We start from the raw sequence: 16,464 nt of genomic DNA on the forward strand, positions 1-16,464 counted from the left end.
TCGCAAGGCAGAGGAGGGAGGCGACGCGGAGCGTCGTGGACCGACGACAACGCCGAGGGGGGGGTCCCCCTGCTCCTTAAGAGCTTGGGAGAGTGCGTGCCAGGCCGATCCGGTCAGGCGGGAGCGCGGATCTACTCGTCTGGCGGGGGTGAGGTGTACGAATGCGCCCGTGGTGCCTGGCGGTCAGCTGGTGAGATACGCCGGCGTCGCCACGGGCAACGTAAATCGGAACTCGGCGCCGCCGCCGGGGGCGCGGCCGACGGTGATCGTTCCGCCGTGGGCCTCGACGATGCCCTTCACGATGTAGAGCCCGAGGCCCGTCCCGCCGCGCTTGCTGCCCCGCCAGAAGCGGGTGAAGACGCGGTTCATGGACTCCTCCGGGATGCCGGGGCCCTCGTCGCTCACGGTGACCGACGTGCCGGTGGGCCGGCTTGGCTCGACATCTATGGTGACGGTTCCCTCCCCGTGGCGCACGGCGTTTTCCAGCAGGTTGCTCAGGACCTGGTCGACCTTGTCCGGGTCGGCCCACGGGTCGGGCAGCGGATGCTTGACGCGCAGCAGGAACCGGTCGGCCGACCGGCCCGCGGCGACGTGCGCCTGGATGTGCCGGGAGACGGCGGCCGCGACGTCGACGGGCTGGCGCCGTAGTTCGAGCCGGCCGGAGTCGATCCGGGAGATGTCGAGCAGCTCGGCGATCAGCCGCGTGACGCGGTCCGCGTCGGCGTCGACCGTCTCCAACATCAGCCGCTTCTGCTCGTCCGTGAACCGCTCCCACTTGGCGAGCAGCGTCGCCGTGAAGCCCTTGACCGACGTCAGCGGGGAGCGCAGCTCGTGGGCGACGGTGGCGATCAGCTCGGCGTGGCTGCGTTCGGTACGCCGCCGGGCCTCGGTGTCCCGGAGCGACACGACGACGCGGCCCACGGGTCCTGTCGGCCGGGTCCGTACGTAACGCGCGGTGACCAGAACCTCCCGGCCGCCGGGCAGTAACAGGTTCCGCTCGGGCTGTCCGACACGCGTGGCGAGCCCCCCGTACGGATCGGTGAGCTGCCACCAGCGGCGGCCTTCGAGGTCCTCCAGCGGGAGGACGCGCTCGAGCGGAGCTTCCAGGGCGGTGTCCGCGCGGACCGCGGTGATGCGCTCCGCGGCGGCGTTGAAGCAGATGACGTGGCCACGCTCGTCCGCGACGACGAGTCCGTCGGGCAGGTCGTCGGGGTGGATGCCGAGAGCGGCGAGCTCGTCGGGCCCGGACGCGCCGGGACCGGCAAGGCCCCGCGATCCGCTGCCGTTGACGACGCTCATCTCCCGCACTCCCCCTTCCGGCGGTCGATCCGGAGGAGTCACCCTACTAGCCGGGAGTGACGGAGCGGCACCCTCCGGGGGCACGCTGCGCACGCGCGGAGGCATACAGGCACACGGCGGCGGCCGTCGCGAGGTTGAGGCTTTCGGCCTTGCCGTGAATGGGCACGCGCACGACGGCGTCGGCGAGTGCGCGGGTCTCCTCCGGCAGGCCCCAGGCCTCGTTGCCGAACACCCAGGCGGTCGCGGCGCCCATGGTCCCCTGGTCCAGCTCGTCGTCGAGGTCGTCCTCGCCCGCTCCGTCGGCGGCGAGGATCCGCACGCCCGCCGCCTTGAGCCCGGCGACGGCCTCCTCGACGGGTACGCCCACGGCGACGGGCAGGTGGAACAGCGACCCGACCGAAGCCCGTACGGCCTTCGGGTTGTAGAGGTCCACGGAGGCATCGGTCAGCACGACGGCCTCGGCACCGGCGGCGTCGGCGCACCGGAGCACGGTCCCGGCGTTCCCCGGATCACGCACATGCGCGAGGACGGCGACGAGCTTGGGCCGTGCGGCGAGGACCTCCTCGAACGGTGTGTCCAGGAACCGGCACACGCCCACGAGGCCCTGCGGGGTGACGGTGGTGGAGATCTCACCGATGACGTCCTCTTCGGCGAGGTGCACCCGGGCGCCCGCGTCCCTGGCCTCCCCGACGATGTCGGCGTAGCGCTCGGCGGCCTCGACGGTCGCGAACATCTCGACGAGCCCGCCGTGCGCAGCGCCCTCCCGCACGGCCTGCGGCCCCTCGGCGAGGAACAGCCGCTCCTTCCCCCGGAAGTTCCGCTTGGCAAGCCGCCGCGCGGCGCTCACGCGGGGCGACTTGGGAGAAATCAACTCGGGCGTTGCAACCATGCGCCTAACTTTCGGGAGGGTGACGGGGTTGGGGCCTTAGGAACGGTTGCACGGCACCGCACGGGGCTCCGCCCCGGGCCCCGCGCCTCAATCGCCGGCGGGGCTTGATGTGGGTCACCTGATTAAGCCCCTGCGGCGATTGAGCAGCCGGGGTCCGGGGCGGGAGCCCCGTGCGGTGCGGCACGCGGCGACGACCCCCGAACAACGTGGGACCCGCAAGCCAACCGGCCTGCGGGTCCCACGTCACATGCAGCTCAGCGGAGCGTTCACGCAGCCTTGGGCGCGTTCACGTCCGACGGCAGCGCCTTCTGCGCAACCTCGACGAGGGCGGCGAACGCGTTGATGTCGTTCACGGCCAGCTCGGCCAGGATCTTGCGGTCCACCTCGATGTTGGCGGCCTTCAGACCCTGGATGAGGCGGTTGTACGTCATGCCGTTCTGGCGGGCAGCGGCGTTGATGCGCTGGATCCACAGCTGACGGAAGTCGCCCTTGCGCTTCTTGCGGTCGTTGTAGTTGTAGACCAGGGAGTGGGTGACCTGCTCCTTGGCCTTGCGGTACAGACGCGAACGCTGACCGCGGTAGCCGCTGGCCTGCTCGAGGATCGCCCGACGCTTCTTGTGCGCGTTCACCGCGCGCTTGACGCGTGCCACTGTTAACTCCTTGTAGCGGGGCCGGGGTTGTTGTCACCCGACCCGAATTCGAATGGGTCCCGGTCTAGCCGACGTACTGGGCGCAAAAACGCCCGTACATCACTTGCCGAGAAGCTTCTTGATCTTCGCGGCGTCGCCCGGGGCCATCTCGGCGTTGCCGGTGAGGCGACGCGTCACGCGGGACGACTTGTGCTCGAGCAGGTGGCGCTTGCCGGCGCGCTCGCGCATGACCTTGCCGGAGCCGGTGATCTTGAAGCGCTTGCTGGCACCGCTGTGCGACTTGTTCTTCGGCATGGCGCCGTTCTCTCCTCGTCAGTGGCATTCCCGGCCGGTCCGTGCGTGGCGCGAACCGGCCGTGGTGGAACGTCAGTTGTGTCAGTTGGTATCCGTGACGCACAGGCTGTGCGCCGCACGGATCATGCCTCGGCCGGAGCCTCGGCGGGGGTCTCGGCGTCGGCCTCGACCGCTCCGTCTACGTCCTCATCGCCCTCAGCCGCGTTCTGCGACTTGCCCGGGTTGGCCTTCGCGTCGGCCTTGCGGGCGGCCTGCGCCTCGCGAGCCTCGGCCATGGCCTCGGTCTTCTTCTTGTGCGGACCGAGGACCATGATCATGTTTCGGCCGTCCTGCTTCGGGTTCGACTCGATGAACCCGAGGTCCTGGACGTCGTTCGCGAGACGCTGCAGCAGCCGGAAGCCGAGCTCCGGACGGGACTGCTCGCGACCACGGAACATGATCGTGATCTTGACCTTGTCGCCCTGCTTGAGGAACCGGACGACGTGACCCTTCTTGGTGTCATAGTCGTGCGGGTCGATCTTCGGCCGGAGCTTCATCTCCTTGATGACCGTGTGCGCCTGGTTCTTGCGCGCCTCACGGGCCTTCATGGCCGACTCGTACTTGAACTTCCCGTAGTCCATGAGCTTGCATACGGGCGGACGGGCATTCGCCGCCACCTCGACCAGGTCGAGGTCGTACTCCTGAGCAAGCTCAAGGGCCTTGGCAAGCGGAACAATCCCGACCTGCTCGCCGCTTGGACCGACAAGTCGCACTTCGGGAACGCGAATCCGGTCGTTGATGCGGGGCTCGGCGCTGATGGATCCTCCTCGGTAGCACCACACGACGGCCTGGCGGACCGCCGCGTACGTTTTGACGTAAGTACCAACCGCGCCGAAACACAGAAAATGCCCCGGACGGTACACAGGCGGGGCTCCAAGGAATACCGGAGCACCACCACGGTGAACCGCGGGGCGCAGACTCGGACGGCTCCGTCGTCCGTACGGAACGACGGGGGCCGTCTGACCGGTGACCCACCGCCCTGGTCGGACGGTCAGGTGGGAGATCGGAGCCTCCACTTGTGGGCCGGTCACTGCATCCGCGAGGACGTGTGTCCGGCCGGTCGTTACACAAGGTTAGCAGGACTTGGGGGGTGCGCCCAATCGGGTGCGCGCGACATATCGTGGGGCCCATGAGTGACGCGACCCCCGCAACCGACAGCCCCGACTACGACGCGCTGACCCGCGACATCGCCGAGGTTCCCGCCGTAGAAGTCATCGTGACGGTCGCGGTGAACCTGATGAGCGCCGCCGCGGTGAAGCTCGGCCTCACCGAGGAGGGCGATGCCCACAAGGACCTCGACGAGGCGCGCAAGCTGATCCACGCCCTGGCGGGCCTGCTCGACGGCAGCGCGACGGAGATCAGCTCCTTCCACGCGGCGCCCCTGAAGGACGGCCTGAAGTCGCTGCAGCTCGCGTTCCGCGAGGCCTCCGTCGTACCGGACGAGCCGGGCAAGGGCCCGGGCGAGAAGTACACGGGCCCCGTATACGGCTGAGCGGTCAAGCAATCAATGGGCTACGTACTACGTACGTAGCGAAAGTCACTGACGTACGCATCACTGACGTACGTAGAGGGGCTCGCCCGGCGGCGTCGCCTCGGTCGGCAGGAGTGCCAGATCGAGGCCGCGCACCAGGCGGGCCCTCAGTGTTTCGTCGGCGGCGATGCGGCCGGCGACGGCCTGGGCCGTGGCCTGGACGTCGGCGGCCGCGTCGAGGACCAGGGCCAGGGCGCCGTCCGCATCCGAGTGGCCGCGGCCCAGGTAGGCGCGGGCCACGGACGGCTCGGCGGCGACCGCCGCGCGCGCAGCGCCCCTGACGGCCGGGTCGGCGAGCGGGTCGGCGTCGGTGCGGCCCTCCGCGACGGCGTACAGGGCCGGGCCCGTCAGCTCGTACGGGACGGGGCCCGCGATATCGAGGACGACGGTGTCGGCCTGCTCGTGGGCGGCGGCCTGGAGCGCCTGGTGCAGCGGGACGGCCACGGGGCGGGCCTCGGGGTCCCACAGGGCGAGCGACTGCGTGGACGTGAAGGCGGGGAGGGCGGTGCGCTCGCCCGCCTTCAGGGTCGGGACCGCCATGTCGGACGTCTTCTCGCGGCGCAGGCCGCCCGCCCGTCTCCCACCACCGCCCTTCCAGGGAGCTTCGCGCCCCTCCTCACTGTCCTCCTCGACCTCGCCGAGCACGGCGACCACGGGGACGAGCAGCCGGGTGCCCCGGAGCGCCGCCAGGACCGGGCCGTGGGCCGTGCGGTCCTTCGACCACGCGGCCAGGGCCTCGGTCAGGTGCGGGTCCGCCGTACCGTCGTCGTCGGAGAAGCCGGGGTCGGGAATGTTCTTGTTCGCCACGTTCACCGAGCCTACCGAGCGGGCGAGGGCGGATTCTCAGCGGACCCTGAGACGGAACTCAGGGTCCGCACAGGGCGGCGACGGAGCATCGCGGCATGTCCCGCCGAACGAGAAGACGCGGCTTCGCCGCCGCCGCCGTCATACTCGCCGCCGCCTTCGGCGGCACTACGGTCTACGCACAGACACGGCCGCACGACGCGACCGCCCTCGTCTCGCACACCGCCTCCGCACAGAGGAGTCCCACGACCGTGGACACCGAAGCCGAGCTGGCCACTGCCGTGAAGGCGGCCACGAAGGGGCACGGCGGCGAGGTCTCCGTCGCCGTGTACGACGAGACGAGCGGGAGCGGCGCCTCATACGCGTCGGGGGCCGGGACGTACGACACCGCGAGCATCGTGAAGGTCGACGTGCTCGCCACCTTGCTGCTGCGGGCGCAGGACGCGGGGCGGACGCTGAACGCGCGGGAGCGGACGTACGCCATCGCGATGATCGAGAACAGTGACAACGCCGCGACGACCGCGCTGTGGGACGAGATCGGGCAGGCCGAGGCGCTCGACGCGGCGAACGAGCGGATGGGCCTGACGGACACCAGCGGCGGGGACGGGGCGCTGTGGGGTCTCACGCAGACGACCTCCGGCGACCAACTCACCCTCCTCAAGCAGGTGTTCGGGGTCGGCGACGGTCTCGTACTGAGCGAGGACTCGCAGGCGTACGTCCAAAAGCTCATGGGAAACGTGGAGAGCGATCAGGCGTGGGGCGTGTCCGCGGCCGGGGACGGGGGTGCCGCGCTGAAGAACGGGTGGCTGCGGCGCAGCACGACCGGGCTGTGGGACATCAACAGCGTCGGTCGGGTCACCGTCGACGGGAAGCGGTACCTGGTCTCTGTGGTGTCCAACGGGAGCGCCACCAAGGACGCGGGCGTCGAGCTCGTCGAGGACGTGGCGAAGGCGGCGGTGCGGGTGGTCAGCGGCGGCGCGTGAGGCGGTGGCCGCGCCACAGGTAGCCGGCCGCGCCGAGCAGCAGCACCCCGACGGTGCCCGCGAGCACGCCCGCCCAGGTGGCGAGGGAGCCGGCGGAGTCGTCGTCGGGTCCCGGGCCGAAGTACTTCTGGCCGTACGAGGCCGAGGCCAGGCGCTGCGGCTTCAGTTTCGCGCCCGCGGTGATCGCGGCGGCCGGGTCGACGAGGCCGAATCCGCGCGAGTCGTCGCGGCCGCCGGAGGGCGGATCGTCGGCGGTGTCCTCCATGAGCTTTTTGATCTGCGCTGGGCCCAGGCTGGGGTGGGCGCCCCTGGCCAGGGCGACGGCGCCGGACACGAACGCGGAGGCGGCGCTCGTCCCCCACGCCGAGTAGTACTTGCCGTCGGGGTCGGCCGTGACGATGCCCCGGCCCGGCGCGGCGACGGAGGCGTACCAGCGGCGGGTGGAGAACGAGGCGCGGGTGCCGGTCGAGTCGACGGCGGTGGCGGTGATGACGCCCGGGTACGCGGCCGGGTAGGAGGCGCGGTCGCCCTGCTCGCCACCGTTGCCCGCGGAGGCGACGACGGAGACGCCCTTCTTCAGCGCGTACTGGACAGCCGCGTCCTCGCTCGCCTCGGGATGTGCCGTGTTCGAGTCGTCGCCGAGGGACAGGTTGATGACATCGGCGCCGTTGTCGGCGGCCCAGCGGATGCCCTCGGCCAGGGCGTTGCCGCGGGTCTCGCGGGCCTTCGAGCGGTCCGGGTCGCCGTCCTCCAGGATCACCCGGACCGGCAGGATCTTCGCCTCCGGGGCGACGCCCAAGACTCCGTCGCCGTCGCCCTTGCCGTGCCCGTGGCCCGCGATGATGCCGGCGATGGCGGTGCCGTGCCGGGCCCAGGGGCGGTCGCCGCGCTCGGCGCCGAAGCCGATGAGGTCCTTGCCCGGGAGCACGCTGCCCTTGAGGTCCGGGTGCTTGTCGTCGACGCCCGTGTCCAGGACGGCGACCGTGACGCCCTTGCCGCGCGTCGTCTTCCAGGCCTCGTCGGTGTGCAGCGCGGTGAGGCCCCACTGCTGTGATCGGACCGAGTCGGCGTGGGCGGCGGTGGCGGGGAGCAGCGCGAGGAGGACCGCGGTGCCGGCCGCGGCGATCGTGTGGCGACGCTTCATGGCTGCTACTGCTCCGTGTCCCGGTCGGCGGCCTTCTTGACCGTCTTGCGCAGGTCGCGTTCTATCCGGTCGGCGACGCCCTGCGCGTCGTGGCCGAGGCCCGCCTGGGCGGGGGCGCTGGTGGCACCGGACTTCATGGCTTCGGCGGCCGGCTGCGGCTCGCTGACGGTGCGGCCGTCGGCGAAGCCGGAGACCGCGTAGACGACGACGGGGGCGTCGGTCAGGATGTTGATCGCCCAAGCGGCGCGCTGGCGGTCGCCGAATCCGGCGGCCGGGGTGCCCTTGGCGGCGTAGGGCCGGGGCATGAGGTCGTCGCGCCGGTCCAGGCCCTGCTCCATGAAGCGGGAGCGCAGCGCCTTGGTGGCCTCCGCGTCGGCCTTGGTGAACATCAGGCCGACCGTGGTGACGCTGCTCTGTGTGGCGTCGCTGTACGTGGCGCGCAGCAGGCGCAGGCAGCCGGCCGAACGCAGGGCCTTGTGCAGCAGCGGGTCGAAGGCGTCCGCGCAGTTCGTATCGGGGGCGACCGCTATCCGCGTCCAGGTGCGGTCGGCCCGGCCGGGGCCTGCGCCTTCGCCCTTCAGCGTGCGCGGGAACAGCTGGTCGACGGGGACGCCGTGCCAGAGCTGGCCCGCCTCCCGGTACGCGGTCTGCACGGACGGCGGGCCGCTGTCGTCTCCGGTGAGCAGGGTGCCGGTCGTGGCGCCGCCGAGCAGGCCGAGGCCGAGCACGAGGCAGGCCGCGATGGCCGCGGTTCGCGGTTTGAGGCGGGGGCCGACGGGGCGCAGGAGCGTGGTGCTGTCGTCGTAGTGGTCCGGGCGCGCGAACCGTACGAAGGGCCGGCCGGCGGTGTCCGGGCGCGGCGTCAGGTCGACCGCGCCGACGGGTCGCCGCGGCGGCTGGGTCGGGGCCGGGGGTATGGGCGGCGCTCCCACCGCACCGGGCGGCGCGGACGGCGTGCCGGGCGGCGCGGACGGCGTGCCGGGCGGCGCCGTCGGTGCGGGCGGCACGGGGCGCAGCCGGGTGGTGGACTCGGCGGGGGCTTCCTTCGGCGCGCAAGGGGCGGCGGCGGGCGGCAGCGGGGCGGCGGGCGCCGGAGCGGGCGGCACACCGGGAGCTCCGGCAGAAGCAGGCCGCGGGCCGGGCGCCTGGCCGGGGGCTGACGGCGGATCGGAGGCCGCCGTCATCCCGGGAGTCCCGGCAGGCGCGGGGCGCAGGCCGGGCGCCTGGCCCGGGGCAGGGCGCTGCGCAGGCGGGGTTTCGGGGGGAAGGGGGATGCCGGAGCTCTTCGTCTGTGTGCGCCGGGGGTGGCCGTCCGGGGTTCGCGGTGAAGCCGTCGGGCCCTCCCCCTTGTTGGCCGGCGGCGGCCCGTCGGGCAGGCGGGAGGACGCGCTCGGCGGCGGCGGGGATGCGGGAGACGACGCGGCCGGAGACGACGAAGGGGTCTGGGGCGACGGAGCGGCCGAGGTCGGCTGCGGAGGTGTGGGAGGCAACGGTGGGGCCGTGGGGGGAAGTTCGGCGGAGGGGGGCGGCGTCGTGGGGCGCGGTGGTACGCGTCGGGCTTCCGTGCTCATGCCTCCCCCGTCTCCTCAAGCCAACGTGCGCGTCACTCTAACGGGCCCGACCAGGTCAACGCGTACTCCGTACACGGGATCGACCGATCCATCACCATCCGTCCCCCTACCCTGCGGTAATCCTGTCTGGCAGGCTTCGGCCATGACACCGCGCGCCGCCGATCGGGCCCGGTACGACCGGGCCACCGCTCATCTCGACGCCCCACTGGCGATCGTGGACCTGGACGCGTTCGACGCCAACGCCGACGACCTGGTACGCCGGGCCGCCGGAAAGCCGATCCGCGTCGCCAGCAAGTCCGTGCGCTCCCGCGCCCTGTTGGAACGGGTGCTCGCCAGGGACGGCTTCGCCGGGATCATGTCGTTCACCCTCGCCGAGTCGCTGTGGCTCGCGCGCTCCGGGTTCGACGACGTGCTCCTCGCCTATCCCTCCGCCGACCGCTCCGGCTTCGCGGAGCTCGCCCACGACCCGAAGCTGGCCGCGGCCGTGACCGTGATGGTCGACGACCCGGCCCAGTTGCGTCTCATCGAGGGCGCGCGGGACGGCGGCCGCGAGGAGATCCGGGTCTGCGTGGAGCTGGACACCTCGTGGCGCGCCGTCGGCGGCCGGGTCCGGATCGGCGCGCTCAGGTCACCCCTGCGTACGCCGTCCCAACTCGCCGACCTGGCCCGCATCGTGACCCGCCGCCCCGGCTTCCGGCTCGCGGGGATCATGGCGTACGAGGGCCATGTGGCGGGCGTCGGGGACTCGCTCGTGGGGCGGCCCGTGCGCTCGCGGGCGATCCGGCTGATGCAGGCCGCGGCGCGCAAGGAGCTGGCGGTGCGGCGGGCGGAAGTGGTGCGCGCGGTGCGGTCCGTGGCGCCGGACCTGGAGTTCGTGAACGGGGGCGGCACGGGGAGCGTGCAACACACGGCGGCGGAGGCGGCCGTGACCGAGATCGCCGCGGGCTCGGGGTTGTACGTACCGCGGCTGTTCGACAACTACACGTCGTTCACGGGGCGTCCGGCCGCACTGTTCGCGCAGCCCGTGGTGCGCAGGCCAGGCGTCGGTGTCGTCACCGTGCTCGGCGGCGGCTATCCGGCCTCGGGCGCCGCGGGCGCCGACCGGCTTCCGGTGCCGTATCTGCCGGAGGGGCTGCGCTACGACGCGCAGGAGGGTCCGGGCGAGGTGCAGACGCCGCTGCTGGGCTCCGCCGCCGACGACCTGCTCATCGGGGACAAGGTGTGGTTCCGGCACGCGAAGGCCGGGGAGCTGTGCGAGCGGTTCGAGACACTGCGCCTGGTGTCGGGCGACCGGATCGTGGAGACGGTGCCGACGTACCGGGGCGAGGGCTACACGTTCCTGTAGCCCCCACCCACCGACGTAGGGCTCAGAAGATCGAGTCGACCTGGTCGGGGACGACCGAACCGTCGTCCCTGAGCAGCGGCCCGAAGCCGCCCTCCGGCTCGTTGTACCCGGCCGTGGAGCACGGGTACGTGCCCGTCTTCTGCGGCAGCGGCTCGATGAACATCGGGTTGGCGACCCAGCGTCCGTCGGCGTTGTCGTAGGCCCGGCACATGATCTCGGGCTTGTTGCGGTTGAGGACGAGGTGCGCGCCGGTCGCGTCGCCGACGAAGGTCACGTCGGTGTCGGCGTCACCGCCGCCGAGCGCGATGCGCTTGTCCCAACGCTGCTTCTCCCAGGCCGACTTCCCCTTGATGTGGAAGATGTCCTGGTTGATCCAGCAGCGCTTGCCGTCGATGTACGGGATGGCCTCGCCCTGGTTCACACCGACGCCGCCGCAGCCCTCGTTGTACGTGGTGATGCGGCCCTCGCGGTCGAGGATCGAGCGGATGGCGATGGTGTGCTTGCGGTCGATGCCGACGCCCCGCGACCACACCTCGGTCACCGGCTCGGACCCGGCCGACACGATGTAGACGTCGAAGCCGGCCCGCTGCAGCGTACGGATCAGGTCGCGCTGCTGGTCGTAATAGCGCACGTAGCCGGGGATGGTGTGCGTGCCCAGCTTCTGCGTGGAGCCGACGGGGGCGGCGAGCGCCTCCGTGCGGGCCGCGGCGGCGTACGACTCCACTTCGGGGACGGTGTGGCCCGCGAACAGCTGCGGCACCCAGGCGTACTGGGGCACGGTGCGCCGGTGGTTCCACTCGCCCGCGAAGGCGGCGGCGCCGCTCATCGTCTCGCCGGACTCACGGATGTTGAAGATCTCGTCCGTGCAGTCGGTGTCGGTGGAGGTGGGCAGCGGGGTGCCCACCGGCACGTCCGTGCCGCAGGCGGCGGTGAGCGCCTTGTCGGCGTCGTCGGTCATCCACTTGCTGGTCTTCTTCCAGCTCGCGGGCCGCAGGATCTTGTTGTGCTTGAGCGACCAGGCGATGGTCGCGTCGGTGACGTCGTTCTTGCTGACGGTGTTGTCCCAGTCGAACGCGGCGACGGGACGCGGGCCCTTGTGCCCGCCGCAGATTCCCCGTTCGTCGATCATGCGCTGGAGCTTGGCCCGGTTCTGGCCGTACCAGGGCAGCTTCGTCGACAACTGGGGGCACTTGGCGGCGGTGGGCCGTGCGGAGGTGGCGGCCGCGGGAGTGCTGAGGCCCGCGGCCGCCATGAGGGCGGCGGCCGCGACCGAGGTCCACGCGGCAACATGTCTGTTACGCATGTGAGTGGACCGTACACGCGCAAGTCCGTTGCTCACAGGGTTCTCACACGGGTGTCACGTACGCGCCGGAAATGCCTCCGTCCACCAGGAAATCGGTGGCGTTCACGAACGCCGCGTCGTCGCTGGCGAGGAAGGCGACGGCCGCCGCGATCTCCGTCGCCTCGGCGAACCGGCCGACCGGAATGTGCACGAGCCGGCGCGCCGCCCGCTCCGGATCCTTGGCGAACAGCTCCTGGAGCAGCGGGGTGTTCACGGGCCCGGGGCACAGTGCGTTGACCCGGATGCCCTCCCTCGCGAACTGCACGCCCAGCTCGCGGGACATGGCGAGGACGCCGCCCTTGGACGCGGTGTAGGAGATCTGCGAAGTCGCGGCGCCCATCCGGGCCACGAACGACGCCGTGTTGATGATGGAGCCCCTGCCCTGGCGCCGCATGTACGGGATGGCCGCCTTGCAGCACAGGTACACGGAGGTCAGGTTGACCTCCTGGACGCGCTTCCAGGCCTCGAGGCCCGTGTCGAGGATCGAGTCGTCGTCGGGCGGCGAGATGCCCGCGTTGTTGAAGGCGACGTCGACGCTGCCGTAGGTGTCGTACGCGGTCCTGAACAGCGCCTCGACCTGCTCGGCATCGGTGACGTCGACCTTCACGAAGGTCCCGCCGGCCTCCTCGGCCGCCTTCTTGCCCGCCGTCTCGTCGATGTCGCCGCAGACGACGTGCGCGCCCTCGGAGGCGAGCCGGCGCGCGGTGGCGAGGCCGATGCCGCTGCCGGCTCCGGTGATGACGGCGGTACGGCCGACGAGGCGACGGCAGATGATGTCTTCGCTCATGAGTGGGTCAGGCCTCCGTGCTGATGAAGACGTTCTTGGTCTCGGTGAAGGCGGCGAGGGCGTCGGGGCCGAGTTCGCGGCCGAGCCCGGACTGTCCGTGGCCGCCGAAGGGGGTCCAATAGCGCACGGCCGAGTGCGAGTTGACGGACAGGTTCCCGGCGCGGACGGCCTGCGAGACACGCAGGGCGCGGCCCACGTCGCGGGTCCAGATCGATCCGGAGAGGCCGTACTCGGTGGCGTTGGCGAGCCGTACGGCGTCCGCCTCGTCGTCGAAGGGGAGGACGACGGCGACCGGGCCGAAGACCTCCTCGACGGCGGCGCGCGCGTCGGGGGCGGCGGCGGTGAGGACGGTGGGCGGGAACCAGAAGCCGGGTCCCTGCGGGGCCGCGCCCCTGATCGCGGGCTCGCACAGCGGGACGTAGGAGCGCACCCGTTCCAGCTGCGCCTTGGAGATGAGCGGCCCCATCTGCGTCTTCTCGTCCGACGGGTCGCCGACGACGACCGACTCCACGGCCGGGGCGAGCAGTTCCAGGTACCGCTCGTACACGGACCGCTGTACGAGGATGCGGGTGCGGGCGCAGCAGTCCTGGCCCGAGTTGTCGAGGAACGACATGGGGGTGGCGAGGGCCGCGGCCTCGACGTCCGCGTCGGCGAACACGATGTTGGGGCTCTTGCCGCCGAGTTCAAGGGTCACGCGTTTCACGCGGTCGGCGCACTTGGCCATGACCCGCTTGCCGACGCGGGCGGAGCCGGTGAACACGATCTTGGCGACGCCCGGATGCTCGACGAGGGCGTCCCCCGCGACCGACCCCTCCCCAGGCAGCACCTGGAAGAGTCCCTCGGGGAACCCTGCCTCCAGGGCGAGTTCGGCGAGCCGCAGAGCCGTCAGCGGTGTCGTCTCCGCGGGCTTGAGGAGTACCGCATTGCCCGCCGCGAGGGCCGGGGCCGCGCCCCAGGCGGCGATCGGCATCGGGAAGTTCCACGGCGCGATGACGCCGACGACGCCGAGCGGTTCGAGGAGCGTGACGTCGAGGCCGCCGGCCACCGGGATCTGACGCCCCGTAAGGCGTTCGACGCCGCCGGCCGCGTACTCCAGCAGATCGCGTACGTTGCCGGCCTCCCAGCGGGCGTTGCCGATGAGGTGACCGGCCTCGCGGACCTCCAACTGGGCGAGTTCTTCCAGGTGTTGGTCGACGGTGGCGGCGAAGCGGCGCAGCAGCCGGGCCCGGTCGGCCGGGGCGAGCGCCGCCCAGGCGCGCTGTGCGCCGGTGGCGCGGGCGACGGCGGCGTCGACGTCCTCGCGGGTGGCGGGCGGGACGGTGGCCACGAGCTCTTCCGTGGCCGGGTTCAGTACGTGCAGCAAGGCGCTCCCTTTCACAGCCTCTCGAATCCCCGGCGGAGTTCCCAGTCGGTCACGGCGGCGTCGTACGCATCGAGCTCCACGCGCGCCATGTTGCGGTAGTGGGCGACGACATCGTCGCCGAAGGCGGCCTGGGCGAGGGGGCTGTTCTCCCAGAGTTCGGCGGCCTCGCGCAGGGTGGAGGGGACGTGCGCGTAGTCGGCGGTGTAGGCGTTCCCTGCGCAGCCCTCGGGGAGTTCGAGCTTGTTCTCGACCCCGTACAGGCCCGCCGCCACGAGCCCGGCGACGGCGAGATACGGGTTGACGTCGCCGCCCGGGAGCCGGTTCTCGAAGCGGGTCGAGCGGCCGTGGCCGACGACGCGCAGCGCGCAGGTGCGGTTGTCGTGCCCCCAGGCGACGGCGGTCGGCGCGAACGAGCCCGGCTGGAACCGCTTGTAGGAGTTGATGTTCGGCGCGTAGAGCAGCGAGAAGTCCCGCAGCGCGGCGAGCTGTCCGGCGAGGAAGTACCGCATGAGCTCCGACATGCCGCGCCCTCCCGGCCCGGCCATGACGTTCACACCATCGGCGTCGGCGAGCGACAGATGAATGTGGCAGGAGTTCCCCTCCCGCTCGTTGTACTTCGCCATGAAAGTGAGCGAGCAGCCCTCCTGCGCGGCGATCTCCTTGGCGCCGGTCTTGTAGATCGCGTGCTGGTCGCACGTGGCGAGGGCCTCGGTGTAGCGGAAGGCGATCTCGTGCTGCCCTGGGTTGCACTCCCCCTTGGCGGACTCGACGGTGAGGCCCGCGCCGGCCATTTCATTACGGATGCGGCGCAGCAGCGGCTCGATGCGGCCGGTGCCGAGGACGGAGTAGTCGATGTTGTACTGATTGGCCGGCGTAAGGGACCGGTAGTTGGCGTCCCAGGCCTGCTCGTACGTGTCCTTGAAGACGATGAACTCGAGTTCGGTGCCGACCTGGGCGGTGAGCCCCAGCTCGGCGAGGCGCTCCAGCTGGCGGCGCAGGATCTGCCGGGGCGCGGCGACGACCGGGGAACCGTCGTCCCAGGCGAGGTCGGCGGTGAGCATGGCGGTGCCAGTGTTCCACGGGACGCGGCGCAGGGTGGTCAGGTCGGGACGCATGGCGAAGTCGCCGTAGCCGCGGTCCCAGGAGGACATCGCGTAGCCGTCGACGGTGTTCATCTCGGTGTCGACGGCCAGCAGATAGTTGCAGCCCTCCGTGCCGTGCTCGAGGACCTCGTCGAGAAAGAAGCGGGCGGCGAAACGCTTGCCCTGGAGACGGCCCTGCATGTCGGGGAACGCCAGGACCACGGTGTCGATCTCTCCGCTTCCGACGAGGGTGTGCAGTTCCTCGATGGTCAGCGGGGATGTGCGGTCTGCCACGGGAAGATCCTCCTCAGGTCAACCGGAACCACAACGTAATCGCCGGGCCGCCACCAGGGAAGCAGCCACGGGGCACCGCAGAGTGGACACTGCCCCGGTGACGCTGCCCGCATGCTGAACGCTCCGGTGGCGTGCGGCGTGATCTCGTACGCTCGGGTGCTCGGTAGGTACGGCATCGGGGAACGGCATCGGGGAGCGCGACACCATGATGAGCAGGCCGCTGATCGGCATCAGCACCTACCTGGAGGACAGGGCCAGTTGGGGCATCTGGGAGCTGCCCGCGGCGCTGCTGCCCGTCGGCTACCCGCGGCTCGTGCAGGAGTCCGGCGGGCTCGCCGCCATGACGCCCCCGGACGACCCGAAGCACGCTCCGTCGGTGGTGGCCCGGCTCGACGGGGTGATCGTGGCGGGCGGCCCCGACGTGGACCCTGGCCGGTACGGAGCGGAGCGCGACCCGCGCACGGGCCCGGCCGCCGGGGAGCGGGACACGTGGGAACTCGCCCTGATCCGGGCCGCGTTGACCTCCGGTACGCCGCTGCTCGGCATCTGCCGCGGCATGCAGCTGCTCAACGTCGCCCTCGGCGGCACGCTCACGCAGCACATCGAGGGCCACGTCAAGGAGACGGGCACCTTCGGCACCCACACCGTCACTCCGCTGCCGGGCACGCGCTACGGCGACCTCGTCCCGGAGCCCACCGAGGTCCCGACCTACCACCACCAGGCGGTCGACCGCCTCGGCAGGGGCCTGGTCGCCTCGGCCCACGCGGACGACGGCACGGTGGAAGCGGTCGAACTCCCCGGCATGTCCTGGGTGATGGGCGTGCAGTGGCACCCCGAAATGGGCGAGGACGCCCGCGTCACAACCGGCCTGGTGCGGGCTGCGTCCACTCCTCACGGCTTCTGACCACCAAGCCCCGCCGGCGATTGAGGCGCGGGGTATGGGGCAGCGCCCCAAGCTCAGCCACGGCTACCCGGCGCAAAGATCGGGGCGCTGCCCCGGACCCCGCTGCCTCGATCGCCGGCGGGGCTCCATAGAGCCCCTGCGGC

The 16,464-nt window shown here is 71.6% G+C and carries 16 protein-coding genes; 4 read left to right on the plus strand and 12 right to left on the minus strand.

Annotated features, from left to right (window positions below; translation table 11 throughout):
• Positions 1 to 183: 183 nt before the first annotated feature.
• The 5 genes from ACWD2L_RS17120 to infC all read right to left on the minus strand — a co-directional run bounded on the left by ACWD2L_RS17120 (position 184) and on the right by infC (position 3,953).
• Entirely contained in the window at positions 184 to 1,299 is a 1,116-nt protein-coding gene (locus ACWD2L_RS17120) for a sensor histidine kinase (RefSeq protein ID WP_351339577.1), read from the minus strand.
• Positions 1,300 to 1,345: 46 nt separating this feature from the next.
• Positions 1,346 to 2,188 (minus strand): TrmH family RNA methyltransferase, encoded by an 843-nt coding sequence (locus ACWD2L_RS17125; protein ID WP_351339580.1) that lies wholly within the window; start codon positions 2,186 to 2,188, stop codon positions 1,346 to 1,348.
• A 266-nt stretch (positions 2,189 to 2,454) separates the two neighbouring features.
• Positions 2,455 to 2,838, minus strand: a complete 384-nt coding sequence (rplT, locus tag ACWD2L_RS17130) for a 50S ribosomal protein L20 (protein ID WP_351339582.1) — start codon at positions 2,836 to 2,838, stop codon at positions 2,455 to 2,457.
• 99 nt (positions 2,839 to 2,937) lie between these two features.
• Entirely contained in the window at positions 2,938 to 3,132 is a 195-nt protein-coding gene (rpmI, locus tag ACWD2L_RS17135) for a 50S ribosomal protein L35 (protein ID WP_266721587.1), read from the minus strand.
• 122 nt (positions 3,133 to 3,254) lie between these two features.
• Positions 3,255 to 3,953 (minus strand): translation initiation factor IF-3, encoded by a 699-nt coding sequence (infC, locus tag ACWD2L_RS17140; RefSeq protein WP_351339586.1) that lies wholly within the window; start codon positions 3,951 to 3,953, stop codon positions 3,255 to 3,257.
• A gap of 347 nt (positions 3,954 to 4,300) precedes the next feature.
• On the opposite strand from infC, the gene ACWD2L_RS17145 reads away from it, so the two are divergent.
• Entirely contained in the window at positions 4,301 to 4,663 is a 363-nt protein-coding gene (locus tag ACWD2L_RS17145; RefSeq protein WP_351339589.1) for a DUF1844 domain-containing protein, read from the plus strand.
• Between the two features lie 60 nt (positions 4,664 to 4,723).
• On the opposite strand, the gene ACWD2L_RS17150 is transcribed toward ACWD2L_RS17145, so the two are convergent.
• Positions 4,724 to 5,509, minus strand: a complete 786-nt coding sequence (locus tag ACWD2L_RS17150) for an SseB family protein (RefSeq protein ID WP_351339592.1) — start codon at positions 5,507 to 5,509, stop codon at positions 4,724 to 4,726.
• A 95-nt stretch (positions 5,510 to 5,604) separates the two neighbouring features.
• On the opposite strand from ACWD2L_RS17150, the gene ACWD2L_RS17155 reads away from it, so the two are divergent.
• Entirely contained in the window at positions 5,605 to 6,489 is an 885-nt protein-coding gene (locus tag ACWD2L_RS17155) for a serine hydrolase (RefSeq protein ID WP_351339595.1), read from the plus strand.
• On the opposite strand, the gene mycP is transcribed toward ACWD2L_RS17155, so the two are convergent.
• Both mycP and ACWD2L_RS17165 read right to left on the minus strand, forming a co-directional pair.
• On the minus strand, positions 6,473 to 7,633 hold the full coding sequence (gene mycP, locus ACWD2L_RS17160; RefSeq protein WP_351339598.1) for a type VII secretion-associated serine protease mycosin: 1,161 nt from the start codon (positions 7,631 to 7,633) through the stop codon (positions 6,473 to 6,475). The genes ACWD2L_RS17155 and mycP overlap by 17 nt on opposite strands.
• A 5-nt stretch (positions 7,634 to 7,638) precedes the next feature.
• A complete protein-coding gene (locus tag ACWD2L_RS17165) occupies positions 7,639 to 8,739 on the minus strand; it encodes a hypothetical protein (protein WP_351339601.1) in 1,101 nt (366 codons plus the stop codon).
• Between the two features lie 607 nt (positions 8,740 to 9,346).
• On the opposite strand from ACWD2L_RS17165, the gene ACWD2L_RS17170 reads away from it, so the two are divergent.
• Positions 9,347 to 10,549 carry an amino acid deaminase/aldolase gene (locus ACWD2L_RS17170; RefSeq protein ID WP_351339604.1) on the plus strand — a complete coding sequence of 401 codons (1,203 nt, stop codon included), beginning with the start codon at positions 9,347 to 9,349 and terminating at the stop codon, positions 10,547 to 10,549.
• Between the two features lie 22 nt (positions 10,550 to 10,571).
• On the opposite strand, the gene ACWD2L_RS17175 is transcribed toward ACWD2L_RS17170, so the two are convergent.
• The 4 genes from ACWD2L_RS17175 to ACWD2L_RS17190 are packed head-to-tail and all read right to left on the minus strand — an operon-like array spanning position 10,572 to position 15,417.
• Positions 10,572 to 11,852, minus strand: a complete 1,281-nt coding sequence (locus ACWD2L_RS17175) for a haloacid dehalogenase-like hydrolase (RefSeq protein WP_351339606.1) — start codon at positions 11,850 to 11,852, stop codon at positions 10,572 to 10,574.
• A 43-nt stretch (positions 11,853 to 11,895) separates the two neighbouring features.
• Complete coding sequence (locus tag ACWD2L_RS17180; protein WP_351339609.1) at positions 11,896 to 12,678, minus strand: 3-oxoacyl-ACP reductase; 783 nt, start codon at positions 12,676 to 12,678, stop codon at positions 11,896 to 11,898.
• Between the two features lie 7 nt (positions 12,679 to 12,685).
• Complete coding sequence (locus ACWD2L_RS17185; RefSeq protein WP_351339611.1) at positions 12,686 to 14,041, minus strand: aldehyde dehydrogenase family protein; 1,356 nt, start codon at positions 14,039 to 14,041, stop codon at positions 12,686 to 12,688.
• 11 nt (positions 14,042 to 14,052) lie between these two features.
• Positions 14,053 to 15,417, minus strand: coding sequence for a glutamine synthetase family protein (locus tag ACWD2L_RS17190; RefSeq protein WP_351339614.1), 1,365 nt, complete (start codon positions 15,415 to 15,417; stop codon positions 14,053 to 14,055).
• Positions 15,418 to 15,625: 208 nt separating this feature from the next.
• On the opposite strand from ACWD2L_RS17190, the gene ACWD2L_RS17195 reads away from it, so the two are divergent.
• Positions 15,626 to 16,321, plus strand: a complete 696-nt coding sequence (locus ACWD2L_RS17195) for a gamma-glutamyl-gamma-aminobutyrate hydrolase family protein (RefSeq protein WP_351339620.1) — start codon at positions 15,626 to 15,628, stop codon at positions 16,319 to 16,321.
• Positions 16,322 to 16,464: the final 143 nt, after the last annotated feature.

Source organism: Streptomyces sp. NPDC002754 (genome assembly GCF_053592315.1).

What these genes read in the sequence shown, in the direction of transcription:
- ACWD2L_RS17120 (WP_351339577.1), bottom strand. Translation starts at nt 1,299, where the DNA reads ATGAGCGTCGTCAACGGCAGCGGATCGCGGGGCCTTGCCGGTCCCGGC.
- ACWD2L_RS17125 (WP_351339580.1), bottom strand. Translation starts at nt 2,188, where the DNA reads ATGGTTGCAACGCCCGAGTTGATTTCTCCCAAGTCGCCCCGCGTGAGC.
- rpmI (WP_266721587.1), bottom strand. Translation starts at nt 3,132, where the DNA reads ATGCCGAAGAACAAGTCGCACAGCGGTGCCAGCAAGCGCTTCAAGATC.
- ACWD2L_RS17145 (WP_351339589.1), top strand. Translation starts at nt 4,301, where the DNA reads ATGAGTGACGCGACCCCCGCAACCGACAGCCCCGACTACGACGCGCTG.
- ACWD2L_RS17155 (WP_351339595.1), top strand. Translation starts at nt 5,605, where the DNA reads ATGTCCCGCCGAACGAGAAGACGCGGCTTCGCCGCCGCCGCCGTCATA.
- mycP (WP_351339598.1), bottom strand. Translation starts at nt 7,633, where the DNA reads ATGAAGCGTCGCCACACGATCGCCGCGGCCGGCACCGCGGTCCTCCTC.
- ACWD2L_RS17170 (WP_351339604.1), top strand. Translation starts at nt 9,347, where the DNA reads ATGACACCGCGCGCCGCCGATCGGGCCCGGTACGACCGGGCCACCGCT.
- ACWD2L_RS17175 (WP_351339606.1), bottom strand. Translation starts at nt 11,852, where the DNA reads ATGCGTAACAGACATGTTGCCGCGTGGACCTCGGTCGCGGCCGCCGCC.
- ACWD2L_RS17180 (WP_351339609.1), bottom strand. Translation starts at nt 12,678, where the DNA reads ATGAGCGAAGACATCATCTGCCGTCGCCTCGTCGGCCGTACCGCCGTC.
- ACWD2L_RS17195 (WP_351339620.1), top strand. Translation starts at nt 15,626, where the DNA reads ATGAGCAGGCCGCTGATCGGCATCAGCACCTACCTGGAGGACAGGGCC.